Origin of the sequence: Inquilinus sp. CA228, assembly GCF_052078665.1 — a bacterium.
In the GTDB taxonomy this organism is placed as follows: domain Bacteria; phylum Pseudomonadota; class Alphaproteobacteria; order DSM-16000; family Inquilinaceae; genus Inquilinus.
Genome location: NZ_JBQJIK010000008.1, coordinates 1 through 25456, shown reverse-complemented (window position 1 = coordinate 25456; position 25456 = coordinate 1). Strand labels below are relative to the sequence as shown.

General features: G+C 70.1%; 18 protein-coding genes and 1 pseudogene. 12 read left to right on the top strand and 7 right to left on the bottom strand.

The features are described 5' to 3' along the window. Positions 1-36: 36 nt before the first annotated feature. Positions 37-3075, bottom strand: coding sequence for an alpha-mannosidase (locus tag ACTOWL_RS05330; RefSeq protein ID WP_441320158.1), 3039 nt, complete (start codon positions 3073-3075; stop codon positions 37-39). Positions 3076-3521: 446 nt separating this feature from the next. Between ACTOWL_RS05330 and ACTOWL_RS05325 the strand changes: the two genes are divergently transcribed. Continuing rightward, positions 3522-4853, top strand: a complete 1332-nt coding sequence (locus ACTOWL_RS05325; RefSeq protein ID WP_441320157.1) for a glycosyltransferase family 4 protein — start codon at positions 3522-3524, stop codon at positions 4851-4853. 12 nt (positions 4854-4865) lie between these two features. Here ACTOWL_RS05325 and ACTOWL_RS05320 read toward each other — a convergent pair whose 3' ends face one another. After that, the gene (locus ACTOWL_RS05320) at positions 4866-5675 is read right to left on the bottom strand and encodes an alpha/beta fold hydrolase (protein WP_441320156.1); all 810 of its coding nucleotides are present in this window, start codon (positions 5673-5675) and stop codon (positions 4866-4868) included. Between the two features lie 83 nt (positions 5676-5758). Between ACTOWL_RS05320 and ACTOWL_RS05315 the strand changes: the two genes are divergently transcribed. Continuing rightward, positions 5759-6361 carry a CGNR zinc finger domain-containing protein gene (locus ACTOWL_RS05315; RefSeq protein WP_441320155.1) on the top strand — a complete coding sequence of 201 codons (603 nt, stop codon included), beginning with the start codon at positions 5759-5761 and terminating at the stop codon, positions 6359-6361. On the opposite strand, the gene ACTOWL_RS05310 is transcribed toward ACTOWL_RS05315, so the two are convergent. Next, entirely contained in the window at positions 6344-7825 is a 1482-nt protein-coding gene (locus ACTOWL_RS05310) for a sulfatase-like hydrolase/transferase (protein WP_441320154.1), read from the bottom strand. The two genes, ACTOWL_RS05315 and ACTOWL_RS05310, sit on opposite strands and share 18 nt — an antisense overlap. A 21-nt stretch (positions 7826-7846) precedes the next feature. Further along, entirely contained in the window at positions 7847-9028 is a 1182-nt protein-coding gene (locus ACTOWL_RS05305; RefSeq protein WP_441320153.1) for a polysaccharide biosynthesis/export family protein, read from the bottom strand. A 310-nt stretch (positions 9029-9338) separates the two neighbouring features. On the opposite strand from ACTOWL_RS05305, the gene ACTOWL_RS05300 reads away from it, so the two are divergent. The 7 genes from ACTOWL_RS05300 (at position 9339) to ACTOWL_RS05270 (ending at position 17269) form a co-directional block, all read left to right on the top strand. Then, positions 9339-10739, top strand: coding sequence for a glycosyltransferase family 4 protein (locus ACTOWL_RS05300; RefSeq protein WP_441320152.1), 1401 nt, complete (start codon positions 9339-9341; stop codon positions 10737-10739). 120 nt (positions 10740-10859) lie between these two features. Continuing rightward, a complete protein-coding gene (locus tag ACTOWL_RS05295; RefSeq protein WP_441320151.1) occupies positions 10860-12368 on the top strand; it encodes a hypothetical protein in 1509 nt (502 codons plus the stop codon). A 48-nt stretch (positions 12369-12416) separates the two neighbouring features. Then, the gene (locus ACTOWL_RS05290; protein WP_441320150.1) at positions 12417-13223 is read left to right on the top strand and encodes an ABC transporter permease; all 807 of its coding nucleotides are present in this window, start codon (positions 12417-12419) and stop codon (positions 13221-13223) included. After that, positions 13220-13948, top strand: a complete 729-nt coding sequence (locus ACTOWL_RS05285) for an ABC transporter ATP-binding protein (RefSeq protein ID WP_441320149.1) — start codon at positions 13220-13222, stop codon at positions 13946-13948. Before ACTOWL_RS05290 ends, ACTOWL_RS05285 begins: the two co-directional genes overlap by 4 nt. A 111-nt stretch (positions 13949-14059) precedes the next feature. Continuing rightward, positions 14060-14335: an HU family DNA-binding protein gene (locus ACTOWL_RS05280; RefSeq protein ID WP_441320148.1), complete on the top strand. Its 276-nt coding sequence runs from the start codon at positions 14060-14062 to the stop codon at positions 14333-14335. A gap of 167 nt (positions 14336-14502) precedes the next feature. Beyond that, on the top strand, positions 14503-16020 hold the full coding sequence (locus tag ACTOWL_RS05275) for a phosphomannomutase/phosphoglucomutase (RefSeq protein WP_441320147.1): 1518 nt from the start codon (positions 14503-14505) through the stop codon (positions 16018-16020). A 28-nt stretch (positions 16021-16048) separates the two neighbouring features. Further along, on the top strand, positions 16049-17269 hold the full coding sequence (locus ACTOWL_RS05270; RefSeq protein WP_441320146.1) for an AGE family epimerase/isomerase: 1221 nt from the start codon (positions 16049-16051) through the stop codon (positions 17267-17269). A gap of 106 nt (positions 17270-17375) precedes the next feature. Here the strand turns inward: ACTOWL_RS05270 and ACTOWL_RS05265 are convergent, their stop codons facing one another. The 3 genes from ACTOWL_RS05265 to ACTOWL_RS05255 form a co-directional block, all read right to left on the bottom strand. Continuing rightward, complete coding sequence (locus ACTOWL_RS05265; RefSeq protein ID WP_441320145.1) at positions 17376-18017, bottom strand: hypothetical protein; 642 nt, start codon at positions 18015-18017, stop codon at positions 17376-17378. 49 nt (positions 18018-18066) lie between these two features. Then, positions 18067-18360, bottom strand: coding sequence for a hypothetical protein (locus tag ACTOWL_RS05260; protein ID WP_441320144.1), 294 nt, complete (start codon positions 18358-18360; stop codon positions 18067-18069). A 70-nt stretch (positions 18361-18430) separates the two neighbouring features. Further along, entirely contained in the window at positions 18431-21016 is a 2586-nt protein-coding gene (locus tag ACTOWL_RS05255; RefSeq protein WP_441320143.1) for a glycosyltransferase family 4 protein, read from the bottom strand. A gap of 352 nt (positions 21017-21368) precedes the next feature. Here ACTOWL_RS05255 and ACTOWL_RS05250 point away from each other — a divergent pair, with 352 nt between their 5' ends. From ACTOWL_RS05250 to ACTOWL_RS05240, 3 genes and pseudogenes are all read left to right on the top strand, one after another. Then, the gene (locus ACTOWL_RS05250) at positions 21369-22808 is read left to right on the top strand and encodes a mannose-1-phosphate guanylyltransferase/mannose-6-phosphate isomerase (protein ID WP_441320142.1); all 1440 of its coding nucleotides are present in this window, start codon (positions 21369-21371) and stop codon (positions 22806-22808) included. Positions 22809-22949: 141 nt separating this feature from the next. Then, positions 22950-24443: pseudogene (locus ACTOWL_RS05245) on the top strand (beta-ketoacyl synthase N-terminal-like domain-containing protein); the annotation flags it as partial. Next, positions 24334-25456 (top strand): acyltransferase domain-containing protein (locus tag ACTOWL_RS05240; protein WP_441320241.1); only part of this gene is annotated, 1123 nt, incomplete at its 3' end. The pseudogene ACTOWL_RS05245 and the gene ACTOWL_RS05240, both read left to right, overlap by 110 nt.

Below are 25456 nucleotides of genomic sequence, written 5' to 3'. Positions count from 1 at the left end.
CCTTGCCTCGTCCCGATCTAATGTGCGTCCGTTGACTCAGCGCCCCGGCCGCAGTAGCCAGCTGCGCAGCTCGAACGGCTCCAGGTCGTGCACCTGGTCCCGCTCCGCGGGCTCCTCCAGCAGCGACACCGCCTCGCCCAGGCGCCAGCCCTCCGGCGCGGTGATCGACAGCGGACCGCGGGCGCCGGCCGGCTCGTAGAGGCGCAGCACCAGCCCGTCGCCCTCCTCCGCCGGCTTCAGCGCGGCCAGCCCGGCCTTGACGCCGGAGACCATCAGCGGCGTGTGCAGCCCGGCCGCCAGGTTTCGCGCCGGCAGCGCCAGCAGCGGCTGGTTCAGGTCCTCGGCCGCCTCGCGCACCCCGCCCTCATGCCAGTCGCCGGCATGCGGCAGGATCGCATAGGTGAACTCCTGCACGCCCTCATCGGCCAGCGGGTCGGGGTAGATCGGCGCCCGCACCAGGCTGAGGCCGAGCACATTGCCGAGGGCGCTGTGGCCGTATTTGCCGTCGTTCAGCAGGGCGACGCCGAAGCCCGGCTCGGACAGATCGGCGAAGCGGTGGCCCGGCACCTCGAACTTGGCCTGGTCCCACGAGGTGTTGCGGTGGGTCGGCCGCCGCACCACGCCGAAGGCGCATTCGAAGCTCGCCGTCTCCGCCCGCACCGCCACCGGCACCAGCGCGCGCAGCAGCACCCGTCGGTCGTGCCAGTCGAGCCGGGTGTGGATGTCGAGCCGCGGCGCGTTCGCCCACAGCGTCAGGGTCTGGGTGATGGTCGAATCGCGGAAGCGGCGAACCAGCCGCAGCGCCGCCCGGTCCGGCCCGTCCTCGACCAGCTCCGACGATTCCAGCCCGGTCAGCTCGAAGCCCTGGCGGTCGTAATCCGCCTCGACGTCCCAGGCGTCCCAGCTGCGCGGCTTGTCGGCCGGGTAGAGCCAGAGCTGGTTGCCGCGCCCGGCCAGCGCGTCGCGGCCGGTCGGCTTGTGCAGCAGGCGGGTGATGGTGCCGTCGGCGCCGATCTCCGCCCGCAGAAAACGGTTCTCGAGATGGCTGCCCGTGGTCGACCACCCCGCCGACAGCCCGGGCGCCGGCTGCAGCGCCGCCAGGTCGAGCACGACGATGCCGAGCGGCGGCACGGTCAGGTCGGGCGCGATGGCCTGGCCCTCCAGCTCCAGCCGCAGCGGGCGCGGCGACAGGTCGGGGTTCACCACCACCAGCGCGTCGACGGTGCCGCCCGCCGGCAGGGCCGCGGCGATCGCCGCCATCGCCTCGGCCTGGCGGTCGAGGCCGGCATCGCGCGCCGCCGCCAGCTCGCGCTCCGCATCCTCATAGACCTCGCGGATGCTGGAGCCGGGCAGGATGTCGTGGAACTGGTTCTTCAACAGGCCGCGCCAGGCCGGCTCCAGGCTGCCGAAGGCGGGGCCGCCGAGCAGCGTGGCGAGGCTGCCGGCGACCTCGGCCGCGATCAGCGCCCGCTCGGCCTGCCGGTTCAGGCGCTTGGTGCGGCCCTGGCTGGTCAGGGTGCCGCGATGCAGCTCGAGATAGATCTCACCCAGCCAGACGGGCAGCTCGTCGACCGCCGCCCGCTCGCGGATCCGGCCGAAGAACTCCTCGACCCGGGCCGGGCGCAGCTCCGGCAGCGCCGGGAAATCCGTCAACTGGGCCTGGCGCTCCAGCATCTCCGGCGTCACCCCGCCGCCGCCGTCGCCGAAGCCGACCGCGAGCAGGCTTTCGTCATGCGCCGTCTTGCCCCGGAAGTTGCGCCAGGTCGGCAGCACGCAATCGGCCCGGATGGTGCCGTTGTAGCCCTGGATCGGATTGTCGAAGGTGTGCGTCAGGACCCGGCTGCCGTCGAGGCCTTCCCATTGGAACAGGTCGTAGGGGAAGCGGTTGGTCTCCGACCAGTTCACCTTGATGGTGAAGAAGCTGTCCATGCCGCCCTGGCGCAGGATCTGCGGCAAAGCGGGCGAGAAGCCGAAGCAGTCGGGCAGCCAGCACACGGTATGGCGGCGGCCGAAGACGCGCTCGAAATAGCGCTGGCCGTACAGCGCCTGGCGCACCAGGCTCTCGCCGGTGGGCATGTTGGTGTCGGGCTCGACCCACAGCCCGCCGATCGTCTCCCACCGGCCCTCCGCCGCCCGCTCGCGGACCTGGGCGAACAGGTCTGGGTCGTCGGCCTCGACCTGGGCGTAATAGGCCGCGGTCGACTGGTTGAAGACGAAGCCCGGGAACCGCTCCATCAGCCGCAGCGCGGTGTGGAAGGTGCGCCGGGCCTTGCGCCGGGTCTCGGCATAGGGCCACAGCCAGGCCAGGTCGATATGGGCGTGGCCGGTGATGGCGAGCCTGCCCTGCGGCGGGAAGCGCTCCTTCAGCCCGCGCAGCGCCGCCGCCAGCCCGTCATGCGCCGCGACGGCCGAGGCCCGCTCCGCCTCGCCCAGCGCCGGCGGCCGGGGGTCGAGCGGCGGCAGGCGCCAGATCGCCTGCTGCTGCGGCAGCGGCGCGGTGCGGGCGAGATAGACGCCGGTGGCCGACGGCCAGTCGAGCAACCGCAAGGCCGCCTCGGCCGCCGCCAGCAGATGCGGCACCGCCTCGTGCTCCTGCAGCGCCGTCGCCGTCTCCCAGACCTGGCGCAGCAGCAGCGCCAGGCGGTGCACCGCCGGGTCGATCCAGACCAGCCGGGCCTCGGCCAGGCGAGGGTGGTGCACCGGCTGGCCGAAGGGCAGGCGCGGCACGCTCTCGGTCTCGATCCGGACCCGGCGGGCGCGCAGCGGGAATTCGCGGTGATTCACGTCGAGGCCGAAGCGGGTCGATCCGGCGCCGTCCTCATGCAGCGTCAGCAGGCTTTCGCCGCCGACATCGAGATGAAGCCTGGTCTCGTCCAGCGGCCAGGCGGCCGGAACCTCGGCCTCGGCGGTGAAGGCGAGAACGCCTTCCTGGTGCGGCCAGGGATCGCCGAGCGACAATGGACGGCCGTCACAGCGCCACTGCTCGATCGGCTCGCTCGCCCGCTCCCGCCAGCACAGGATCTCGGCGATGCGGGCGTCCAGGCGATGCAGACGCTGGGCGATGGACAGGCTCATTCCGATCTCTCCGATGGGCAAGGACGGGACGGCGATGCCGCCTGCGGGACCTGGGGGAGACGCGATTCGCTCCTAGTTACCGCATTCCGCCGCCGCAGGCACGGGGCCGTGACAAAATCGGCCACGCGGGAAGCCTCACCGGAGGGGTTCGGTTCGTTTGGATTTTACAGATTTTAATCCTCATCTTAGCGATTGTTGTGCAATGCAAAAAAGATTTCCTGTTTCCACGAGACTGATGATAGCTTACCCGGACTTGGTTTCGGGTTCATGCACAGGCGGTCGTCGTAACACCGTCGCGCCGCCGGAGAGGATCCCACGATCCGGATACCGGCGGGCCAGGGGGAGCGCAACGTCCCGGAAGGTTTCGGTGCGGACGATGTGGCCCCTGATGACCGTGCCGCCGGGCTCCGGCGGCCGGACGACAGCTTGGATGAGGAACAGGCGTTATGGCCCAGGACCAGATCCTGTTCGACGCGACCCGGCTGGTGCGCCGATCCGGCAGCGCCACGCCGACGGGCGTCGACCGGGTCGAGCTGACCTATGGCCAGCATATGCTGGAGCGCTATCCGGGCGACGTCCAGTTCATCGCCCGCTGGCGCTCGCGCTACTGGCAGCTCTCGACCCCCGCCTTCGCCCAGTTCATCGCCAGCCGGCTCGAGCGCTGGAGTTTCGGCGCCCACCGCCTCCGCGGCAGCGAGGCGGACCGGATCGCGCGCTTCATCGGCGTGCCGGCGGAACAGTTCAGCCACGGCCACGCGGCGGCCCTGCCGGCCCCGGCGCCGCGGCCGTCGGCGCCCCTGCTGCAATTCGGCATGGATGCCCTGCTCGGCGCCCGCGGGCTGCTGTCGCGCATGATCAGCATCAGCGCCCGGCGGCAGCAGGCGATCTACGTCAATGTCTCGCATGAGGGGCTGCACCAGCCGGCGACGCTGCAGCGCCTGGTGGCGCGCCGCAAGCTGGCGCCGATCTACCTGGTGCACGACCTGATCCCGATCGACCATCCGGAATATGTCCGCCCCGGCTATGCCGCGCGGCATGTCGCCCGGATCGAGGCGATCTCGACCACCGCCGCCGCCACCATCGTCAATTCGCAGCAGACCAAGCGCGACCTGCTGAAGCATGTCGAGCGTCACCATGGCGGCATGGACGACGTCTTCGTCGCGCCGCTCGGGGTCGACCGCCGCTTCGCGCCGCAGAAGGTCAACGACCTGGAGAGCGAGCCCTATTTCCTGATCATCGGCACGATCGAGCCGCGCAAGAACCACCTGTTCATGCTGCAAGTCTGGCGCGCTTTGGTGCAGAAGCTGGGCAAGGACGCGCCGAAGCTGGTGATCGTCGGCCGCCGCGGCTGGGAGAACGAGAACGTCATCGACATGATCGAGCGCTGCGAGCAGATCTCAGACCATGTCATCGAATGCGGTCGCGTGCCCGATGAGGTGCTGCACCGCCTGATGATCGGCGCCCGCGCCGTGCTGTTCCCGTCCTTCGCCGAGGGCTACGGCCTGCCGCTGGTCGAGGGCCTGTCCTGCTCGGTGCCGGTGATCTGCTCCGACCTGCCGGTGTTCCACGAGTTGGGCAACAACATCCCGGAATATCTCGACCCGCTGGACGGCCCCGGCTGGATGGAGATGATCACGGACTACGCCCAGCCGAACTCGCCGCGCCGCCAGGCGCAGATGGCGCGGCTGGCGCGCTTCAAGGCGCCGACCTGGGACCGGCATTTCCGCATCTTCGACGACGTCGTCGCCGATGTGCGCCGGAAATACGCCATCTGCTGAGGCGGCGGACGCTCACATCCCCCGAAACAGGGCCGCGACGATCGCCTCGGGCGCGTCCTCCTGCATGAGATGGCCGGCCTCCGGCACGCGGGTCAGCGCGCCGCCGGTCAGCTTTGCCGCCAGCCGCTCGCCCTGGGCGATCGGGATCCAGCGGTCCTCCTCGCCCCACAGGATCTCGACCGGCCAGTCCATCGGGCCGTAGGACGGCTCGATCTCCTCGAGATAGCGGTCGTGCATCTGGGCGATCTGGCGGTAGAAGGCGGGCCGCCCGGTCTCCCCCTGCCATGGCCGCATGTAGATCGCCATCGCCTCCTCGGTCAGCGGATCGCGCGTCGCGCCCTGGATGTAGACCCGCAGCAGGGCGTCATGGGCGTAGTCCGGCAGCCCGGCGAAGGCCTGCTCATGCGCCGCGGCGTGGCGGAAGAAGGGCGAGCCGCATGGCGTCAGCGCCACCGGATCGACCAGCATCAGGCGCCGGTAGCGGCAGCCTTCGAGGTAGTGGGCCCGCAGCGCGGCCATGCCGCCGAAGTCATGGGCCAGCACCTCCGGCTCCTCCAGCCCCCATTCCTGCAGCAGGGCCGCGAACAGCGCGTTCTGGACGGCCGGCGACACATCCTGGCCGTCGCGCTGCTCCGATTGCCCATAGCCGAGCAGGTCGAAGACATGCACCCGCCGGCGGGTTGCCGCCAGCGGCGCGATCCGGCGCCAGACCTGCGACGAGAACGGCGTGCCGTGCACCAGGACCAGCGGCGGACCGTCCCCGAGCACACCCCAAGCCACGCTCTGGCCACGGAACGCGAAGCGCCGATCGAGGGTCAGCATGGACCATCTCCTCTATAACCGTTATTGTCGATTTAACGGTTATAGCATGAATCCGGTTCCGGGCGACTGGTGAGGATGGATCGGTGGCAGCAACGCTGTGGCGGGCGGAGGATCTGGTCGGGGGCGACGTCGTCCTCGATTTCCTGAACACCGTCGGCGACACCGGCAAAGGCCGGCGGCTGGAGCACCTGGTGTCCTGGGACGACGCCGTCGCCTGGGCGCGCTTCACCGGCGTCGTCGACGGCCAGGAGATCTCGGAGCTGCGATCCGGACCCGGTGACGCCCTTGCCCGGCTGCGCGCCTTCCGCGAGGCAGCCTATCGGGTGCTGAGCGCCCGGGCTGCGGGATCAGTGCCCGCGGCAGATGCGGTCGACGCCGTCGAGGCGGAGATCCGCGAGGCGCTGGCGATCTCCCGCCTGTCGGCCGATGGCGGTGAGGCGGTCTGGCGGCTGGCGCCGGATCGCGCCGGCCGGGACCTCATCCGCCATCGCCTGGCGCTGAGATCGCTGCATCTGCTGAGCGGGCCGGAGCTGTCGCATCTGCGGGAATGCGGCCGCTGCTCGTGGCTGTTCCTCGACCATGGCCGCGGCCGGGGGCGGAGCTGGTGCCGGATGGCGACCTGCGGCAATCGGGCCAAGGCCGAGCGCTTCCGGGTGGCCCGGGGATCGTCAGGCGGCCCGGTCTGAGCCGGCGAGCCAGGACCGGATGAAGCGGTTGATCTGCTCCGGCCGCCATTGCACCGGGGTCGCCCCCTCCCCGCCCGCCGGAGGCGCGGCGCGGCCGCAATCCAGGATCATGAAGTCGGTGCGGCGCTCGCGCTCCGGATCGACCTCCTTCAGCACCGGCGCGTGGTCGCCGTAGAAGGCCAGCAGCACCCGCTCCGCCGCCGCGTCGAAATGGGCCGCCAGCCGGGCCAGCATCGCGTCGGCGTGGCCGATATGGTGCAGGTACTGCGGCAAGGGCTCGTCCTGGCCCGGCACCCGGCCTGGACGATAGGGGTCGTGCGCCTCCATGGTGACGCAGACCAGGAACAGCCTGACCCCGTCTTCCCGCGCCCGCCGCAGCTCCTGCTCGATCACCCCGGCGACCGCAGCGTCGGAGATGTAGTAACCGCTGCGCTCGGCGTCCGGCAGGTCGCGCTGGCCGATGAAGCGCTCGAAGCCGAGGGCCGGAATAGCCTCGCGGCGGCGGAAGAAGGTTTCATCGTAGGGGTGCAGGAACACGGTGCGCCAGCCCTGGCGGCGCAGCGCCGCCGCCAGCGAGGCCGGGGCGAAGCGCCACGGCCGCAGATAGGGATGGAGCCCGTCGAAGGACTGCGCCTCCGCGTCGAGGCCTGTGATCGCCGCCACCTCCGGCCGCAGCGTGTAGGCGCCGAAGCACGGCACCTCGAGCAGGCCATGCGCCAGCGCGCGGGGCCGGAGCCGGTCGAACTCCGGCAGCGCCGTCGCGATGCCGATGCGGCGGAGGTCCATGAAGGATTCGGACTGCACCACGACCACGGCGTCGACATCCTCGCGCAGGCGGTCCGCCGGCGGCGCGGGCAGCGGCCGGCGGCCCTCGGCGCGCCAGCGCAGCCAGGCGGTCGGCAGCGACAGGGCAAGGCCGAAGCGCCGGACCGTGTCGCGCGGGTCGCAGGGATCGGCAAAGGTCAGCGCCTGCGGCCAGGATAAGGCGAAGGCCGCGAGGCCGAGCAGCGCCGCCTCGGCCGCCAGCAGCGCCAGCTGCGCCGGGACGGGGATGCTGCGCGGCTCGATCCCGACCCAGGCCGCGATCACCGCGACCAGCAGCGCGGCGATGCCGAGCAGGGCCAGGCCTTCGCGCCGCTCGATGTAGAACAGGCTCGGGTGGCGCAGCATCGGCAGGATGAAGGCGAAGTCCGAGAACACCAGCGGCTCGTAGAGGCTGCGCCGCTTGGCGTTCGAGATCGCCACCAGGATGGCGAGGGTCACGAGGCTGGCGACGAGCGCGAACCAGAAGCGGCCGAACAGGCCGAGCCAGGCGCCGAGCAGCAGCAGGAAGACGACCGCCCGGCCGGGGATGGCGGCGCGGCTGCCGCCGAACATCCACCGCCGCGGCCGGGCCAGGGCGTCCACCGCCTCCCAGGCGACGGCGCCGCCGGCCAGGCCGATCAGCTCGGGCACGACCGGCATGGCGCCGCCTCCCCCGCGGCCTCAGCCGCCCGACACCACCGTGGTCGCCGGGGTGCTGACCGAGATCGCGCCGCGCACCACCGACAGGAACTTCAGGAACTCGACCGAGGACGCGGTGCCGACATAGATCATGTCGCGGGCGCGCACCGGGAACTGCTGGGCGTAGAAGAAGCCGCGCGGATCCTCGAAGCTGAGGCGGTAGACCACCGGCACCGGCTGGCGCGTGGCCAGCAGCGGCGAGTTGCTGCGGATCGACTGGAACACCGCCCGCGATTCGAAGCGGAAGACGAAGACGGCGCTGGCATCGGCGGCGTTCGGCGACAGCCCGCCGGCCCGGCCGACCGCCTGGGCCAAGGTGAACGGCTCCTGGTCGATCGGCAGCTCGCCGGAGCTGCTGACCGCGCCCAGCGCCGTGAAGGTCTGCGGCCGCCGGGTGATGTAGATGGTGTCGTCGGGCTGGATGTAGATGTTCTCGGCCGGGTTCTGCAGGATGGTGGGCAGGCCGACCGTTTCCGACGCCCCGGCCCGGGTCAGGGTGATGAAGGTCTCGGCCGGCAGCGACCGGATGCCGCCGCCCTGGGCGACGACGTCGAGCAGCCTTTCGCCCCGGATGTTCAGCGGCACGCGCCCGGCGCCGGTCTGGTCGCCCAGCACCGAGGCCGAGGCCGAGCTCGATTCCGGCACGGTGACGATCACCTGCGGCTGGCTGGCCTGGCTGGTCAGCGCCTTCTCGATCGCGTCGGCGACCTGGGTCGGCGTGCGGCCGATCGCACGGACCGGCGAGGCCGCATAGGGCACCGAGATGTTGCCGCGCTGATCGACGATCTGGGGCGGCAAAGTGACGCTGTGCGCCCCGTCGGCGCCGGTTGGGGTGACGCTGCCGCTGGCGAACAGCCCGGTGCCCGCCTCCCAGATCGACACCGAGACGGTGTCGCCGACGCCGATCTGCTGCGTCGGCGCCGGCGCGTAGTCGCCGAAGCGCTGCATCAGGCTGGGTCGCGGGGCCCGGCTGAACGCCGCGATCGTGGTCTCGTTGAGATCGACGATGGCGTAGCGGGTGTCGACCTCCTTGGCCGCCTCCGCCGCCGACGCCTTCTCGCCCGACGCCAGAATCTGGCCCGCCAGGGGACCGTTGCTCGGCAGCTCGCCACAGGCGGGGAGCGCGAGAACGGCGGGAACGAGCCAAGCCAGTCGCCAGGTCATGGAGCCGTCGTCTCTCAGCAGTGCGCCGCGGCGCGAATGCTTGGGTGCATATCAGATTTCGAACGGGATAGCCAATGCTGCATGCGCTAATGGTTTCATTTTTGAGTCCGGAAACCAAGGCACCGCGCGGCTTCCAGGACTCCGAACCTCAAATTCCTGTTTTCGCGGGCCGCTTTAGGTTTTATACCTATGCGAAGTTCGCCAAATCTGATGGCGGCACGGGTGAAGCTATGGTCCGATACGGCGCACCGCCATCGGGGCCATGCCGAAGCCCTTCGCTTCGAGTCGCCGGACAGCACAGGACCACGCCGTGACGCAGACGATCATGATCGACGGCTACAATCTCGGCCTCGAAACCGGCACCGGGGTGGCGACCTATGCCCGCAACCTGAGCTACGAGCTGCACAATCTCGGCTATCGCACCGAGGTGCTGTATGGCGGCCGGGCGGCGCCGAGCACCCAGCAGCTGCTGCGCGAGATCGCCTTCTTCGACCCCTCCAATGTCGGCGAGCCGCCGCGCTGGCTGGAGTTCCTGCGCTACGTCAACGAGCTGATCCATTCGCCGGCGGGGGTGCGGGCCAAGCCGGTGCCGATCACCGGCAAGGTGATCGCCAGGACCTACCGGTCGCGGATGCCCTATTACGACCAGATCAGCTCGGTGCCGGACCTGTGGAACCGGGCCTACCGGCACTTCGCCATCTACCGCAACCGGATGACGGTGACGCTGCGCGACACGCCGCAGCTGATGCACTGGACCTATCCGCTGCCGCTGCGCATGGCCGGCGCCCGCAACATCTACACCATCCACGACCTGGTGCCGCTGCGGCTGCCCTACACCACGCTCGACAACAAGCGCCGCTATCACCGGCTGACCCGGATGCTGCTGCGCAAGGCCGACCATATCGTCACGGTGTCGGAGACCTCGAAGCGCGACATCGTCGACCTGTTCGGTTATCCCGAGGAGCGCATCACCAACACCTACCAGGCGGTCGACATCCCGGCGAAATACGCCGACAAGCCGGAGGAGGCGGTGAAGCGCGAGGTCGAGGGCACCTTCAACCTGACCCACAAGGGCTACCTGCTGTATTTCGGTGCGATCGAGCCGAAGAAGAACATCGGCCGGCTGATCGAGGGCTACCTCGCCAGCCAGATCAAGACGCCGCTGGTGATCATCGGCAAGCTGGCCTGGAAGACCGACCAGGAGCTGAAGCTGCTGAACGATTCGACCATCCGCTACCTGGAGCAGGTCGACACCCTGACCTTCACCCGCAACCGGGTGCTGCGCATCGACTACGCCCCCTTCCCGCTGCTGGTCAGCCTGATCCGCGGCGCCAAGGCGGTGACCTTCCCGTCGCTGTATGAAGGTTTCGGCCTGCCGGTGCTGGAGGCGATGCGGCTGGGCACGCCGGTGCTGGCCTCGACCGAAGGCGCGCTGCCCGAGGTCGCGGGCGACGCGGCGCTGCTGGTCGACCCCTACGACACCCATGCGCTGGCGGACGCGATCCGCGAGCTCGACGGCAATGCCGAGCTGCGCGGCGAGCTGGCGCAGCGCGGCGTCCGGCAGGCGGCCCTGTATTCGCCGGAGCGCTACCGCGCCCGGCTGGGCGAGATGTACCGGCGGCTGCTGCCGGCCGGGGCGCGGGCACAGGCCGCGGCGGAGGCGGCGGCCGTGACGCCGGTTCTGGCGGACGCCGAGCAAAGGTTTCGTTGAAGAATCCGGAGTGGAGCGAAAAGGTTTGGCGGTTTCGCAGGTTTCCTCAATGCCTTCCGTCTGCTATGCTGCGGTGCAGCGAACGGAAGCGCAGCCGCCCCGACTCTCGTGAGGTATGGCTTGGGCAAGACACCGGACAATCCCTCGGAAGATCTCTCCGAAAATCTGGACCAGCAGGCCTCGGTCCCGGACTCGCACGACGCCTCCCAGGATGCTCCGGCGTCGCGCCGGACCATCGCCGAGCTGCGCGCCGTCCGGGCCCGGATGGCGGCCCGCCGCGGCGGGGATTCGCCCGATCAGGAGGGAGAGGCACAGGCCGAGACTGCTCCGGCCGATGCCACGATCACCTCGCTGCCCAGCCGGCGGCGGCCGGCCGACGAGCTGGTGACCGGCTTCCGCGACGTGCCGACGGTGCGGTCGGCGCCGCCGCCGACGGCCCGGCGCACCCCGCTCGAGCGCCGCTACGACACCCAGCCCGAGACGCTGCGGCTGCCCAGCCGCAAGGCCAGGCTGTCGGCCGGGTTCTGGCTGTCGCTGCTGCTGATGGTGGTGCTGCCGACCGCGCTGGGCGCCGCCTACTACCTCTATGTCGCCGCCGACCAGTACGTCTCCGAGTTCCGCTTCGCGGTGAAATCTTCGAACGGCTCGGCGTCGTCGGCGACCACCGACCTGGTCGGCGCCGCGCTGGGCCAGTCGGCCCGGCTGTCGGCGTTCAGCGACAACTTCATCGTCGCCGACTACATCACCAGCCGCGAGGCGGTGGCGGACCTGATGAAGACCGTCGACCTGCGGGCGGTCTACAGCAACAAGGCCGCCGACTACCTGGCCCGGCTCGACCCCACCGTGCCGGTCGAGAAGCTGGTGGAGTACTGGCAGAACCGGGTCGACGCCAGCTTCGACGTGTCGACCGGCATCTCGATCGTCCAGGTCCGGGCCTTCACGGCCGAGGAGTCGCTGCGCGTCGCCAAGGCGCTGATCGCCTCCAGCGAGGACCTGGTCAACCGCATCGCCGAGCGCGCCCGCGAGGATTCGGTCCGCTTCGCCGAGCGCGACGTCAAGAATGCCGAGGACCGGCTGCGCGAGATCACCGCCAAGCTGCGCCAATTCCGCAACGTGCAGCAGACCCCGGACCTGTCGACCAGCGCCTCCGGGACCCTGAGCCTGTCGCTGCAGCTGCGCACCAGCCTGGCGCAGATGGAGGCGCAGCTCACCTCGCTGTCGACCCACATGGCGCCGGACGCGCCGACCATGAAGGTGCTGAAGAACAACATCGCCGCGACCCGGGACCAGCTGGGCAAGATCGAGGGCGAGCTCGGCGCCGGCGCCGCCCCGGCCGGCAATCCGAACAGCGAGGGCTATGCCGCGACGCTGTCGGATTACGAGGACATCCGGCTCGAGCTGCAATTCGCGCAGCAGAGCTACCAGAACATGCTGACGGCGCTGGACCAGGTGCGCAGCAGCACGATGTCCGACCGCACCTATCTGATGCCCTATGTCGAGCCGACGCTGGCCGAGTACGCGCTGTATCCGCAGCGGGTCGAGGACGTGCTGATCGTGTTCCTGATCGCCTTCGTGGCCTGGGCCATCACCATGCTCACGGTCCACGCCGTGCGCGACCACATGATCTGAGGCGGACAGCATGACGCCGATGACCGCCCGCCCGTCCGGAGCCGCGCCATGACCGCGCTGACGCGGCCTCGCTTCGGCACGGCGCTGGCGGTCCAGGTCCGGGTCGTGGTGTCGCTGATGCTGCGCGAGATGCGGATGCACGCCAAGCATTCGCGCCTCAGCTACCTGCTCGAGATGCTCGAGCCGATGCTGCAGCTCACCATGATGATGACGGTGTTCTCCGCCATCGGCCGGCAGGCGGATTTCGGCACCAGCATGCTGCTGTTCCTCGGCACCGGCATGATCCCGTACTTCACCTTCCTGCACATCTCGTCCAAGGCGATGACGTCGCTGCGCGGCGCCGGGCTGACCAAGGGCGTGCCGCTGGTCAAGCCGCTCGACCTGATGCTGGCCCGGTCGTTCCTGGAGACGCTGCAGCTCGCGGTCGTGGCGATCCTGCTGTTCAGCTTCATCCACATCGTCATGGGGGTGCCGGAGGCGGCGCCGATCCAGCCGCTGAAGGTGGTCTCCGCCTTCCTGGTGATCGCGACCACGGCGATCGGCGTCGGCATCGTCAACGGCGTGATCGGATCCTTCTTCCGGCTGTGGTCGGTGGTCTACGGCGTGTTCGGCCGGTCGCTCCTGTTCCTCAGCGCCGTGTTCTACGTGCCCGACTTCATGCCGACGCAGATCCGCGACTGGCTGGTCTGGAACCCGGTGCTGCACGGCGTGGAATGGTTCCGCACCGGCTTCTACCTGACCTATCCGACGCTGTGCCTGGACAAGTCCTATCTGCTGTACTGGGCGCTCGGCTCGGTCTTCCTCGGCCTGATCATGGAGCGGGCGTCGCGGCGCCGCCGGATGGCCGCGAAATGATCGTGCTGGACCGCGTCAGCAAGCGCTACAAGTCGCATCGCGCCGGCCACGACAAGCTGGTGCTCGACGAGCTGAGCGCGGTGTTCGAGCCGGGCAAGACCGTCGGCATCCTGGGCCGGCGCGGCGCCGGCAAATCGACCCTGATCCGCCTGATCGCCGGGTCGATCCCGCCGGATTCCGGCCGGGTGCTGCGCCAGGGGCGGGTGTCGTTCCTGGTCGGCACCGCCGGCCCCTTCGTCAGCACCATGACCGGGCGCGAGAATGTCTGGTTCACCGCCCGCATCTACGGCGCCGACGCGGCCGAGGTGATCCGCTTCGTCGAGACGCATAGCGGCATCGGCGCCGATTTCGACAAGCCGTTCTCGGCCTACACCGGCGACAAGCGCAGCCGCCTGCTGTTCACCACCGCCTACGCCCTGCCCTTCGACATCTATCTCGCCGACGAATCGGTGATCGGCGGGCCGCCCGGCTTCCGCGACTGGTGCGAGCGGCTGGTCGACGCCCGGCGGCGCGAGGCGACGCTGGTCTTCACCACCAAGCGGCCGCGCATGCTGCGCCGCTTCGCCGACACCGGGGCGGTGCTGTCCGACGCCCGGCTGACCACCTACGAGTCGGTGCGCGACACCATCCTGGCGTTCAAGGCCGACGACTTCGCCGCGGATGACGAGCCGCCGATCGATGACGAGGAGGACGAGGATGACGAGCTGCCCGTGCCGCTCCCCTGACGTCCGCCCGTCTGTCCCGACATGCTCGATCGAGCATGCGCCACGGGCATGGGGACGTCCCCATGCCTTCCACCGGGTGCGCCGCGCCCATTTCCACCTAGAGGACCGTCGATGAACACCTCGGAGCTGATCGAACAGCTGGCCCAGGACCACAAGCTGTCGCGCGTGAAGGCCAAGCGCATCCTCAACAGCATCTTCCAGGCGATCACGGACTCGGCCGCGCGCGGCGACCAGGTCTCGATCTCGGGCTTCGGCCGCTTCAAGGTCGCGATCCGGCCGGAGCGCGAGGGTCGCAACCCGACCACCGGCGCGCCGGTCACCATCGCCGCCTCGAAGAAGGTGGTGTTCAGCCCCTCGAAGCCGGTGCGCGAAGCCCTGAACGTTTAAGGGCGTCGAGCCGGGACCCGGCCGCACCGCCGGGTCCCGGCTGAAACCAACAATCGATCCGATCCGAGGGCACGCCCGCCTTCGCCGTTGCCGCCGATCCGGAACCACCGGGTCGGCGCTCGGATGTTCTATGCCTGTCCCCCTCCTGCCGCCCCGAGGATCTCCCGATGTTGCCTAAGCCCTCCGCGTCGCTGGTTCCGAACACCTACGCCTTCGAGACCACGCCGCTGGTCAAGCCGACCGGCTTCCGCGAATACGACGCCCGCTGGTGGTTCGGGCATCCCGGCTCGGACAGGCCGCCGGAGCTGAACCTGATGGGCGTGCAGGCGCTGGGGCTGGGCCTCGGCACCTATCTGCACGAGGCCGGGGTCAAGCCCGAGGTCGTGGTCGGCCATGACTTCCGCAGCTACTCCATGGCCATCAAGATCGCCCTGGCGCAGGGGCTGATGACGGCCGGCTGCACCGTGCACGACATCGGCCTGGCGGTGTCGCCGATGGCCTATTTCGCCCAGTTCGCCCTCGACGTCCCGGCCGTGGCGATGGTCACCGCCTCGCACAACGACAATGGCTGGACCGGGGTGAAGATGGGCTGCAGCCGTCCGGTCACCTTCGGGCCGGAGGAGATGGGAAGGCTGCGCGACATCGTGCTGTCCGGCGCCTTCGAGCCGCGCAGCGGCGGCGGCTACCGCTTCGTCGAGGGCTTCGCCGAGCCGTATGTCCGCGAGCTGACCGAAGGCCGGAAGATCGAGCGCCCGCTGCGCGTCGTCGCCGCCTGCGGCAACGGCACCGCCGGCGCCTTCGCGCCGCGGGTGCTGGAGGCGATCGGGCTGGAGGTGATCCCGCTCGACGTCGAGCTGGACCACACCTTCCCGAACTACAACCCCAACCCCGAAGACATGGAGATGCTGCACGCCATCGCCGCCAAGGTGAAGGAGACCGGGGCCGATTTCGGCCTGGGCTTCGACGGCGACGGCGACCGCTGCGGCGTGGTCGACGGCGAGGGCAACGAGATCTTCGCCGACAAGATCGGCGTGATGCTGGCGCGCGACCTGTCGGCGCTGCATCCCGGCGCCCAGTTCGTGGTCGACGTCAAGTCGACCGGGCTGTTCGCCGCCGACCCGGTGCTGCAGGCCCAGGGGGCCAAGACCGACTACTGGAAGACCGGCCATTCCTACATCAAGCGCCGGGTGCGCGACCTGAACGCCCTGGCCGGCTTCGAGAAGTCCGGCCATTTCTTCTTCAACCCGCCGATCGGCCGCGGCTATGACGACGGCCTGGTCACCGCCATCGCCGTCTGCGAGATGATGGACCGCAACCCGGGCAAGAGCATGGCCGAGCTGTACCGCGCTTTGCCGCAGACCTGGGGGTCGCCGACCATGTCGCCGCATTGCGCCGACGAGGTGAAGTACGAGGTGGTCGAGCGGGTGGAGAAGCGCTTCCGCGAGATCGCCGCCAATGGCGGGCTGGCCGGCCACCGCATCGTCGACATGGTCACGGTCAACGGCATCCGGGTGACCACCGAGGACGGCACCTGGGGTCTGGTCCGCGCCTCCTCCAACAAGCCGGAGCTGGTGGTGGTGGTCGAGAGCCCGGTGTCGAAGGACCGGCTGCACGAGATGTTCAAGGCCGTCGACGGCGTGCTGCGTGAGAATCCCGAAGTCGGCGCCTACAATCAGACCATCTGACCAACGAGACCTGCTGCTGGAGCCGATGATGACCACCCCGACCGAGCAGATGGCCACCCTGCAGGGCCTGCGCGACCGGCTGATGACCTGGCTGACCACCGAGGCGCTGCCGATCTGGTGGGAGGCCGGCGCCGACCACGAGCGCGGCGGCTTCCACGAGCGGCTGAATCTCGACGGCAGCCCGTGCATCGAGCCGCGCCGCGCCCGGGTGCAGGCGCGGCAGGTCTTCACCTTCGCCGTCGCCGGCCGGCTGGGCTGGACCGGCCCGTCGCGCCAGGCGGTCGAGCACGGCCTGGACTTCTTCCGCAAGTCCTATGAGCGGCCGGACGGCACCTTCCGCACCCTGGTCGGGCCGGACGGGGCGACGCTGGACGACAGCGTGGTGCTGTACGACCAGGCCTTCGCCCTGTTCGCGCTGGCCGTCGCCAGCACCGTGGTCGCCGACCCGGCGCCGCTGGCCGCGGCGGCGACGCGGCTGCGGCAGCGGCTGGAGGCGACGCTGAAGCATCCGCTGGGCGGCTTCGAGGAGGCGGCGCCGCGCCAGCTGCCGCTGCTGGCCAACCCGCACATGCACCTGTTCGAGGCGTCGCTGGCCTGGGTCGAGCTCGGCCAGGGCCCGGACCAGGCGGCCTGGAACGCCCTGGCCGACGAGATCGCCGGGCTGGCCCTGTCGCATTTCATCGACCCGAAGACGGGGTATCTGCGCGAGTTCTTCGACGGCGAATGGCGGCCGGCGCCCGGCCGGGACGGCCGCATCGTCGAGCCCGGGCACCTGTTCGAATGGGCCTGGCTGCTGGTGCGCTGGGGCACGCTGCGCGGCCGGCCGGATGCCGTCGCCGCCGCCCGGCGGATGGCCGGGGCGGCCGAGGAGACCGGCGTCGACCCGGTTCGCAACGTCGCCGTCAACGCCATCCTGGACGATGGCGCGCCGGTTGATTCCGGCGCCCGGCTGTGGCCGCAGACCGAGCGGATCAAGGCCGCGGTGGCGCTGGCCGGCGCCGCCGAGACCGAGGCGGAGAAGGCGCTGTGGCGCGGCCGCATCGCCGCCGGAGTGACCGCGCTGTTCGGCTATTTCGACGTGCCGGTGGCCGGGCTGTGGCGCGACAAGCTGCAGCCGGACGGGACCTTCGTCGAGGAGCCGGCGCCGGCCAGCAGCTTCTACCACATCATCTGCGCCATCGAGGAGCTGGACAAAGCCTTCGCCGCCGGAGTGCTGGGGCCGGTGCCGTTGGCTGGGGCGGCGGCGTGAGGCCGGAAGCAGGGTTTGACTTTTTGCGTTGCCTCTCCCGCAAGCGGGAGAGGCAAAACAATCGGCTCTCTACGATCAAGGACACCTCGCGCGACGATCCGCGTGGTCACCCCGTGTCCGGTGGCTTGGGCCTGCGGACGCCGACGCCGGCCGAGCCGGGCTCGGGCGGATCCTCTGGCGGATCGTCCTCCGACGGCAGGAAGCCCAGATGCTCCATGGCCTCGTCGGCCATCTCGAGCCAGCGCTTCACATTCGGCGGGAAGTCCCAGCGCCGGCACAATGCCGCCACCGCGACCTCGGCCCGGCTGGCCTCGATCAGTTCCGCCACCTCCGGCCGCTCCACCCGCTCGCACACCTCGGTGGCGCGGCGCTCGACCTCCTCCTGGTCCCCGGACACTTCGTAGGCCGCCGCCAGCATCGCCAGCTTCACCCGCAGCGCGTGCCAGTCCTCCTGGGCCGCCTCGCGCTTCGCCACGGCCTTGCGCCGCTCGTCGCGCTGCCCGGCGAACTTCTCCTCCAGCAGCAGGGTCAACCGCAGCGACTTCGTGATCACGGCGATCCGCCGGGAATAGTCGACGCCGGGCTGCGGCGCCTCCACCGCCTCGGTGCGGGTCGCCTCCATGATCTCCATATGGATCTCGGCCGCCCGGGCGAGCATGCGCAGATGCCGCGCCGCCCGCTCCTCCTGGGGAGCGGCCGGGGCCTCCGAAATCGAATCGGTCTGCGCGGTGTCCATAGAACGTAGCATGAACAAGATCGCAGATTAATACAAGCAAACAATGTGTTAACTCGCCCAGCTACTCCCCTTCGGGCGTGGACAGTGCGGGCATGGCATGGTGCAGGATCACATGCACCCACAGCGCCAAGAGGCTGCAGAACAGCGCGGTCGAGCCGAACCAGGGCCAGCCCCAGGCCGAGCCCGCGGCCAGGATCGCGACGATGGTGCCGGCCCCCGGCACCAGGCCGAGCAGCGTCGCGACCGGCACCGCGGCAACGTCCGGAATGCCGATCCAGGCGTCGAGCCCGGAACAAATCACCACCGCCTGGAAGGTCGATAGCGCGACGTAGGCTGCAAGGATCAGGAAACGCATCGCCCCTCAGGCCCGAGAACAGCCGGTTGCCGCCCGCCTCCCCCGACCGGAGCGGCGGGCGCCCGTGGCGTCAGCGCCGCCGCGCCAGCTGGTCGCGGATCCGGGTCGACAGGCCGCTCTGCCAGTCGTCGAAGCTGTAGTCGCCGAAGATCCGGGCCTGGCCCTTGAGCGCCCGGGCCTCCGCCGCCTCGGGGTCGGTCAGAACGGCGCGCATCGCTGCCGCCGCCTGGTCCACCCGCGGGCTGCACCAATGGCCGACATAGGATTTGCTGCGCATCTGCTCCGGCGGCGTCGGCACCACGTCGACCCCGATCAGGAAGGCATTGTCGGCCTCGCAGAAATCCGTGGTGCCGGAATAGTCGGAGACGATCACCGGCTTGCCCAGCATCATCGCGTCGGCGATGCCGTAGCCGAAGCCTTCGGCCCGGTGCAGCGCGACGAAGACGTCCGAGGAGTCGATCAGCGACCAGTATTCCGCATCGGTCAGGTTGCCCTCGACGATCTCGATCCGGCCGTCGCCGGTGATGCGCTCCTCCACCTCTTCCCAGTAGCCGTCGAAATTGCTCCAGTGGCTGGGGTCGATCTCGCGCATCTTGAGCAGCAGCCGGACCTCCTCGTCGCCCTCGGCGAAGGCCTGCTGGAAGGCCTTGACCACCGACAGCGGGTTCTTGCGCACGATCGAGGAGCCGAATTCGGCCAGGGACAGGAAGATCAGCTCGCTGGGGCTGCGCCGGAACCGGTCGAGGAACGGGCTGAACACCCGGGCCGGCGGGTGGGCCAGGCCCTTGCGGATGTTGCTGATCGGGGTCGAGGTGATCTTGCGGTAGCCGTCGGCGACGAAGTCGGACGGGGCCCAGATCTCGTCCACCGCATTGGCGCCGAGCAGATGCGTCTCCGGCGGGGTGTCGGTCTCCCACAGGTAGAAGCCGATGATGTGCGCGTCCTCGCAGATCGAGGCGAAGCGGGCGATCATCTCCGGCGCCCGGTCGGCGTTGACGCAGAGCACCACCACCCGGGCGCGCAGGTTCATGTCCTCGCGCCAGCGCCCTTCCGGATTGACGCACTGGCCGTCATCGGCGTTGAACACCAGCGGGTCGAAGCCCGACAGCGCCTCGACGAACATGTTGAGGTTGCGGCCGAGGCCGGTGGCGTTGGCGTGGCCGATCACCACCAGGTCGATGCGCTCGATCTCCGGCTCCGCTTCCGGCGCGGAGGCCAGGTCGGGCGCCACCGCCGAGATCGCGGCGAGGCGCGGCGAACGGCTGTAGACCTGGTCGATCAGCTGCCGGCGCAGCACCTCGGGCCCGCGCTCGGCGATCAGCTCCTCCGGCACCGGGCGGCCGTTCAAGAGCGAGATCAGCGCCAGGTCGAAGCGGGTGAAGTGGCCCGCCACCTCCTGCGGCGTCGAGCCCCAGTAGGACATCCAGTTGCGCGGGTTGAAGGAGCAGCGGTTCTGCTCGATCAGGTCGGCCAGCACCTCCTTGAACGACAGGGTCACGGCGTAGCCGGCCTCCATCATCTTGTGGGTGGTGCCCTCGTCCTCGTGCCGGAACAGCCAGTACCAGCTCCACGGCAGGGCCCGGCTGCGATAGGCGTCGACCACCGCGCTCAGCCGCTCCTTCAGCGCCTTGGAGATCAGCAGCTGGTTGTTCTTGTCGCTGATGAAGGGCGCGGTGGCGAACTTGTACTGGACCTTGCGCAGCCCCTCGTCGCTGAAGATGTCGATGTGCTGGTAGTGCCGGCGCCAGAACGAGAACAGCGCCAGCGAGACGTCGTTCTTCAGGGCGCGCTTGTTGAACACCCCTTCGGACAGCGCCTCATGGATCTCGTTGGTCATGCAGAAGATGCTGCGCCGGTCGGCATATTCCATGACGTCGGAGATGATCCACTGCGCCGTACCCTGGTAGCCGACCAGGTTCTTGGTGTCGCAATCGTACCGGTTCGCCATGTAGCGGACGAATTCCGGGATGCGGCCCTTGACCTTGTCGTCGCCCGCGGCGTCGAGCCGGGCCATGGTCTTCGGCAGGTGGCATTTGGCGGTGTAGCGCGCGCCGAGATAGCCGGTGCGGTTGACCATGTCGGCCAGGTGGTCGGCCAGCTCGTTCAGCGCGTCCGGATCCTTCCAGAAGGACAGGGCGGTGAAGGCCGGGCCGGGCACCACCGTGCCGTCGAGCTCGAAGCCGAGCGAGCGGTGCCGGCCGTGCAGCCGGGTGGCGGCGAAGGCGATGCGGCCGGTCGCCGGGTCGGTCCGCGCGTCGAAGATCCGGCGGCCGTCGACCACCAGGCCGAGATCGACCGGCTGGGCCGGGTCGAGCTGGTTGATGCCCCAGAGATGCAGCATGCCGTCCTCGACGAAGACGCCGCCGATCGCCGCCTGGTCCAGCGGCGACAGCACGTGGTTGTGCTGGGAGAGGCAAAGCGCCGCAGCCGCCTTGGTCGCGGCCACCGGGTCGAAATCCTCCTCCGCATCCCGGGCCACGCTGTACAGCCGGTCGAGCAGCGCGGTGCGCCGGGCCTGCGGCGCCGTGGCCGCTCCGTCTCGCGACTCCGCCGACCGGGCATTGACGCCGTCCCAGTCGGCGGCGTCGATCAGATCCTGCAGCTCGTTGGGATCGATCGCCGAGCCGGGAGCATCAGGAATCACAGCTGCGACCAAGGCTTGAATCTTCATTGCCGGCGATCCTTCCGACCGAGGAAACCTGGGATTCGAACGGGCGACTGGACGCGCCGTTCGGAATCGAAGACTATGCTGCAGCGCACCCAAATTCAAATCATAACGACACGAAACCTGATTTCGTGTCCACCCAGTGGCGGAAACCCCATCCATCCAACGCCGGAGAATGGTTCCGCAGGTCCCTCCCACCATAATATCCTATGACGCCGTCTCGGGGCGGCATCAGGCAATCCGGAACCGCGGAAGTTTTCGAGGGTTTTGATGGATTTGTGAGTGTTGAATTCACAAGCCCGATGGCTGATAGAAACTCAGCCCCTGGAATCTGGAGCAGATCATGAGTCGGATCGATCAAGCGGTGGTGCCGGTGGTGTTGTCCGGCGGGTCTGGGACGCGGCTGTGGCCGCTGTCGCGGGCCGGCTATCCCAAGCAGTTCCTGCCGCTGGTGTCGGGCAGCACCATGATCCAGGAGACCGTGGCCCGGGTCGGCGAGGCCGACGGCTTCGCCCCGCCGGTGTTCATCTGCGCCGACGACCACCGCTTCATCGTCGCCGAGCAGATGCGCCAGATCGGCGTCTTCCCCGATGCCATCATCCTCGAGCCCTCGGCCCGCAACACCGCCCCGGCCGTCGCCGTCGCCGCCCGCTTCCTGGCCGACCGCGACCCCGACACCCTGATGCTGGTGCTGCCCGCCGACCACCACATCGCCGACCCCAAGGGCTTCCGCGCTGCCATCGCCATGGCGACCCCGGCCGCCCGCGCCGGCCATCTGATGACCTTCGGCATGCAGCCGACCGCGCCCGAGACCGGCTACGGCTACATCCTGCCCGGCGACGACATCGCCGAGGCCCCCGGCGCCCGTACCGTCGCCCGCTTCGTCGAGAAGCCGCCGCGCGAGACCGCCGAGCGCTTCCTGGCCGAGGGCCGCCACCTGTGGAACGCCGGCATCTTCCTGTTCACCGCCGGACAGTACCTGGCCGAATGCGCCCGCCACGCGCCCCAGGTCCTCGCCGCCGCCGACGCCGCGCTCAAGGCCGCCTCGCGCGACCTCACCTTCCTGCGCCTCGACGCCGCCGCCTTCGTCCAGGCCCCCTCGATCTCGATCGACCATGCGGTGATGGAGAAGACCGACCGCGCCGGCATCGTCCCGGCCGCGATCGGCTGGACCGATGTCGGATCCTGGTCGTCCTTGTGGGAGATCGGCGACCGCGACGCCGACGGCAACCTGACCCAGGGCGACGCGCTGACCCTGTCCTCGCGCAACTGCCTGGTCCGCTCCGACGGCATCCTCACCGCCGTGATCGGCCTCGACGACGCCATCGTCATCGCCACCGACGACGCCGTGCTGGTCGCCGCCAAGGACCACGTCCAGGACGTCAAGGCCGTCACCGACCGGCTGAAGGCGGCCAAGCGGCCCGAGGCCGTGATCCACCGCGAGATCTACCGCCCCTGGGGCACCGTCAAGTCGCTGCATGCCGGCGACCGCTTCCAGGTCAAGCGCGTGCTGATCCATCCCGGCCAGGCCGTTGCGCTGCAGCGCCACTATCACCGTTCCGAGCACTGGGTCGTGCTCTCCGGCACCGCCCGCGTCACCATGGAGGGCCAGTCCCGCATCCTGCGCGAGAACGAGGCCGTCTACCTGCCCAACGGCACCGACCACAAGCTCGAGAACCCCGGCAAGATCGACCTCGAGCTGATCGAGGTCCGCACCGGCCCCTATCTCGGCGAGGACGACGTCGTCCGGCTGGAAGCGGCCGACGCGCTGCTGTTCGGATGATCCCGGGCCAGGCGGGACTGTTCCGGCGAGTTTCCAGATTTAAAATCTATGAAGTCATGGAGGAAACTATCGATTGCAGGTTTCGAAGCTCCGTTCCTACGGTAGACTAAGTTGCCGCTGCGGTCCGCTTCCCGCCCGCCCATGCCGAATCGTCGAAAGAAAACCGACATGCCAGCAGGCTCTTCGAGACATCAGGACCACTCCATCGCGGTGATCGGCATGGCCTGCCGGCTGCCGGGCGCGGCCGGCCTCGACGAGTACTGGTCGCTGCTGCTGCAGGAGCGCTGCAGCATCTCCGAGATCGGCAGCGACCGCTGGGCGATCGAGCGGTTCTACCATCCGCGGCGGGGCGAGCCGGGCCGCAGCTACACCCTGGCCGCCGGGCTGATCGAGGCGCCGAACGGCTTCGACGCCGGCGCCTTCCGGATCGCGCCGCGCGAGGCCGAGCAGATGGACCCGCAGCAGCGGCTGCTGCTGGAGCTGGTGTGGGAGGCGCTGGAGGATGCGGGCCTGCCGCCCTCCACCCTCGCCGGCCAGCCGGTCGGCGTGTTCGTCGGCGCCTCCTCGGTCGACGCCTATACCCGGATCGTGGGGGATGCGAGCGGCATCGACACCCATTTCATGACCGGCAACACCGCGTCGATCATCGCCAACCGGATCTCCTACATCTACGATCTGCGCGGGCCGAGCCTGACCATCGACACCGCCTGCTCCTCCTCGCTGGTCGCGCTCGACGCGGCGGTGCGGGCGCTGGCGCGGGGCGAGATCGACACCGCCGTGGTGGCCGGGGTGAACATCCTGGGCGCGCCGCAGGCCTTCTACGGCTTCTCCCGCGCCGGCATGCTGTCGCCGACCGGGCTGTGCCGGCCCTTCGCCGCCGCGGCCGACGGCTATGTCCGGGCCGAGGGCGGCGCCGTGCTGGTGCTGAGCCGCCTCGACGCCGCCGTGTCGAACGGGCGGACGCCGCGGGTCATGATCGACGCGACCGGGGTCAATTCCGACGGCCGCACCGTCGGCCTGTCGCTGCCCTCGACCGACGCCCAGCGCCGCCTGCTGGAGCGGCTTTACGGCGAGGCCGGGATCGACCCGAACGACCTCGCCTTCGTCGAGGCGCACGGCACCGGCACCCGGGTCGGCGACCCGGCCGAGGCCGAGGCGATCGGCCGGGCCCTGGGCCAGAAGCGCGACGCACCGCTGCCGGTCGGGTCGGTCAAGTCGAATATCGGCCATCTCGAGCCGGCCTCGGGCCTGGCCGGGACGATCAAGGCGATCCTGGCGATCGAGCACCGGCTGCTGCCGGCGACGCTGCATCTCGACAGCGTCAACCCGGACATCCCGTTCGAGGCGCTGAACCTTTTGCCTGCGCGCGGGCCGGTGGCGCTGCCGCCCGGGCCGCTGACCGCCGGCGTCTCCTCCTTCGGCTTCGGCGGCACCAATGCGCATGCCGTGCTGCGGGCGCCGCGGCCCGACGAGATGCCGGAGCCCGCGTCCGAGGCACCGGCCCGGGCGCTGCTGCTGTCGGCCCATGGCGAGGAGGCGCTGCGCAGCCTGGCCGGGCGCTACGCCGAGGCGCTGGAGCTGGCCGATGCGACGCCGGCCCGGATCGCCCGGCATGCCGCGCATGACCGGGAATTGCTGCCGCACCGCCTGGCCCTGCCGCTCGGCGACGGCGCGGCGGCTGAGCTGCGGCGCTTCGCGGGGGGCGACCGGGCGACGCCGGTGCTGTCGGCCCGCGGCGAGAGCGACGCCGGCGCGGTGTGCTTCGCCTTCTCCGGCAACGGCTCGCAATTCGCCGGGATGGGCTTGCGCGCCTATCGCGCCAGCCGGCCGTTCCGCGACGCCTTCGACGAGGTCGATGCGCGCTACACCGCCCTGGCCGGCTGGTCGCTGGCCGCGGCGCTGCAGGACCCGGCGCTGGAACAGCGGCTGCGCGGTCGAGGTGGCGCTGACCGCGGCGCTGGCCGCCGAGGGCCTGACGCCCGCCATGGTGATCGGCCACAGCGTCGGCGAGGTGGCGGCGGCGCTGGCCGCCGGCGCGGTGTCGCCGGACCAGGCGGTCCGGATCATCCACTGGCGCAGCCGCTGCCAGGAGCAGCTGCGCGGCCTGGGCACCATGGCGGTGCTGATGCTGTCGCGCGACGAGGCGGAGGCGGCTCTGGCCGAGGCCGGGCTGCACGGCACCGTCGTCGCCGCGGTCAACAGCCCGGTCTGCGTCACCGTCTCCGGCCCGAAGGACGAGATCGAGGCGCTGCTGAAGCTGGCCAAGCAGCGCCGGGTGGCGGCGCAGCGGGTCGGGGTCGACTACCCGTTCCATTCGCCGCTGACCGCACCCATTGAAGCGCCGCTAAAGGCGGCGCTGGCCGATACGGTGGCGGCCGAGGGCCGGATCCCGTTCATCTCCGCCGTCACCGGCGGGGCGCTGAGCGGCGCGGCGCTGGACGCGGAGTACTGGTGGCGCAACATCCGCCAGCCGGTCGATTTCGCCGCGGCGGCGCGGACGGCGCTGGAGCTCGGCGCCGGGATTTTCGTCGAGATCGGGCCGCGGCCGGTGCTGACCGGCCATCTGCGCGACATCGCCAAGGCGGCGGAGCGCGAGGCGGCGATCCTGCCGACGCTGGACAATAAAACGGCTGAGGACGGGCAGGACC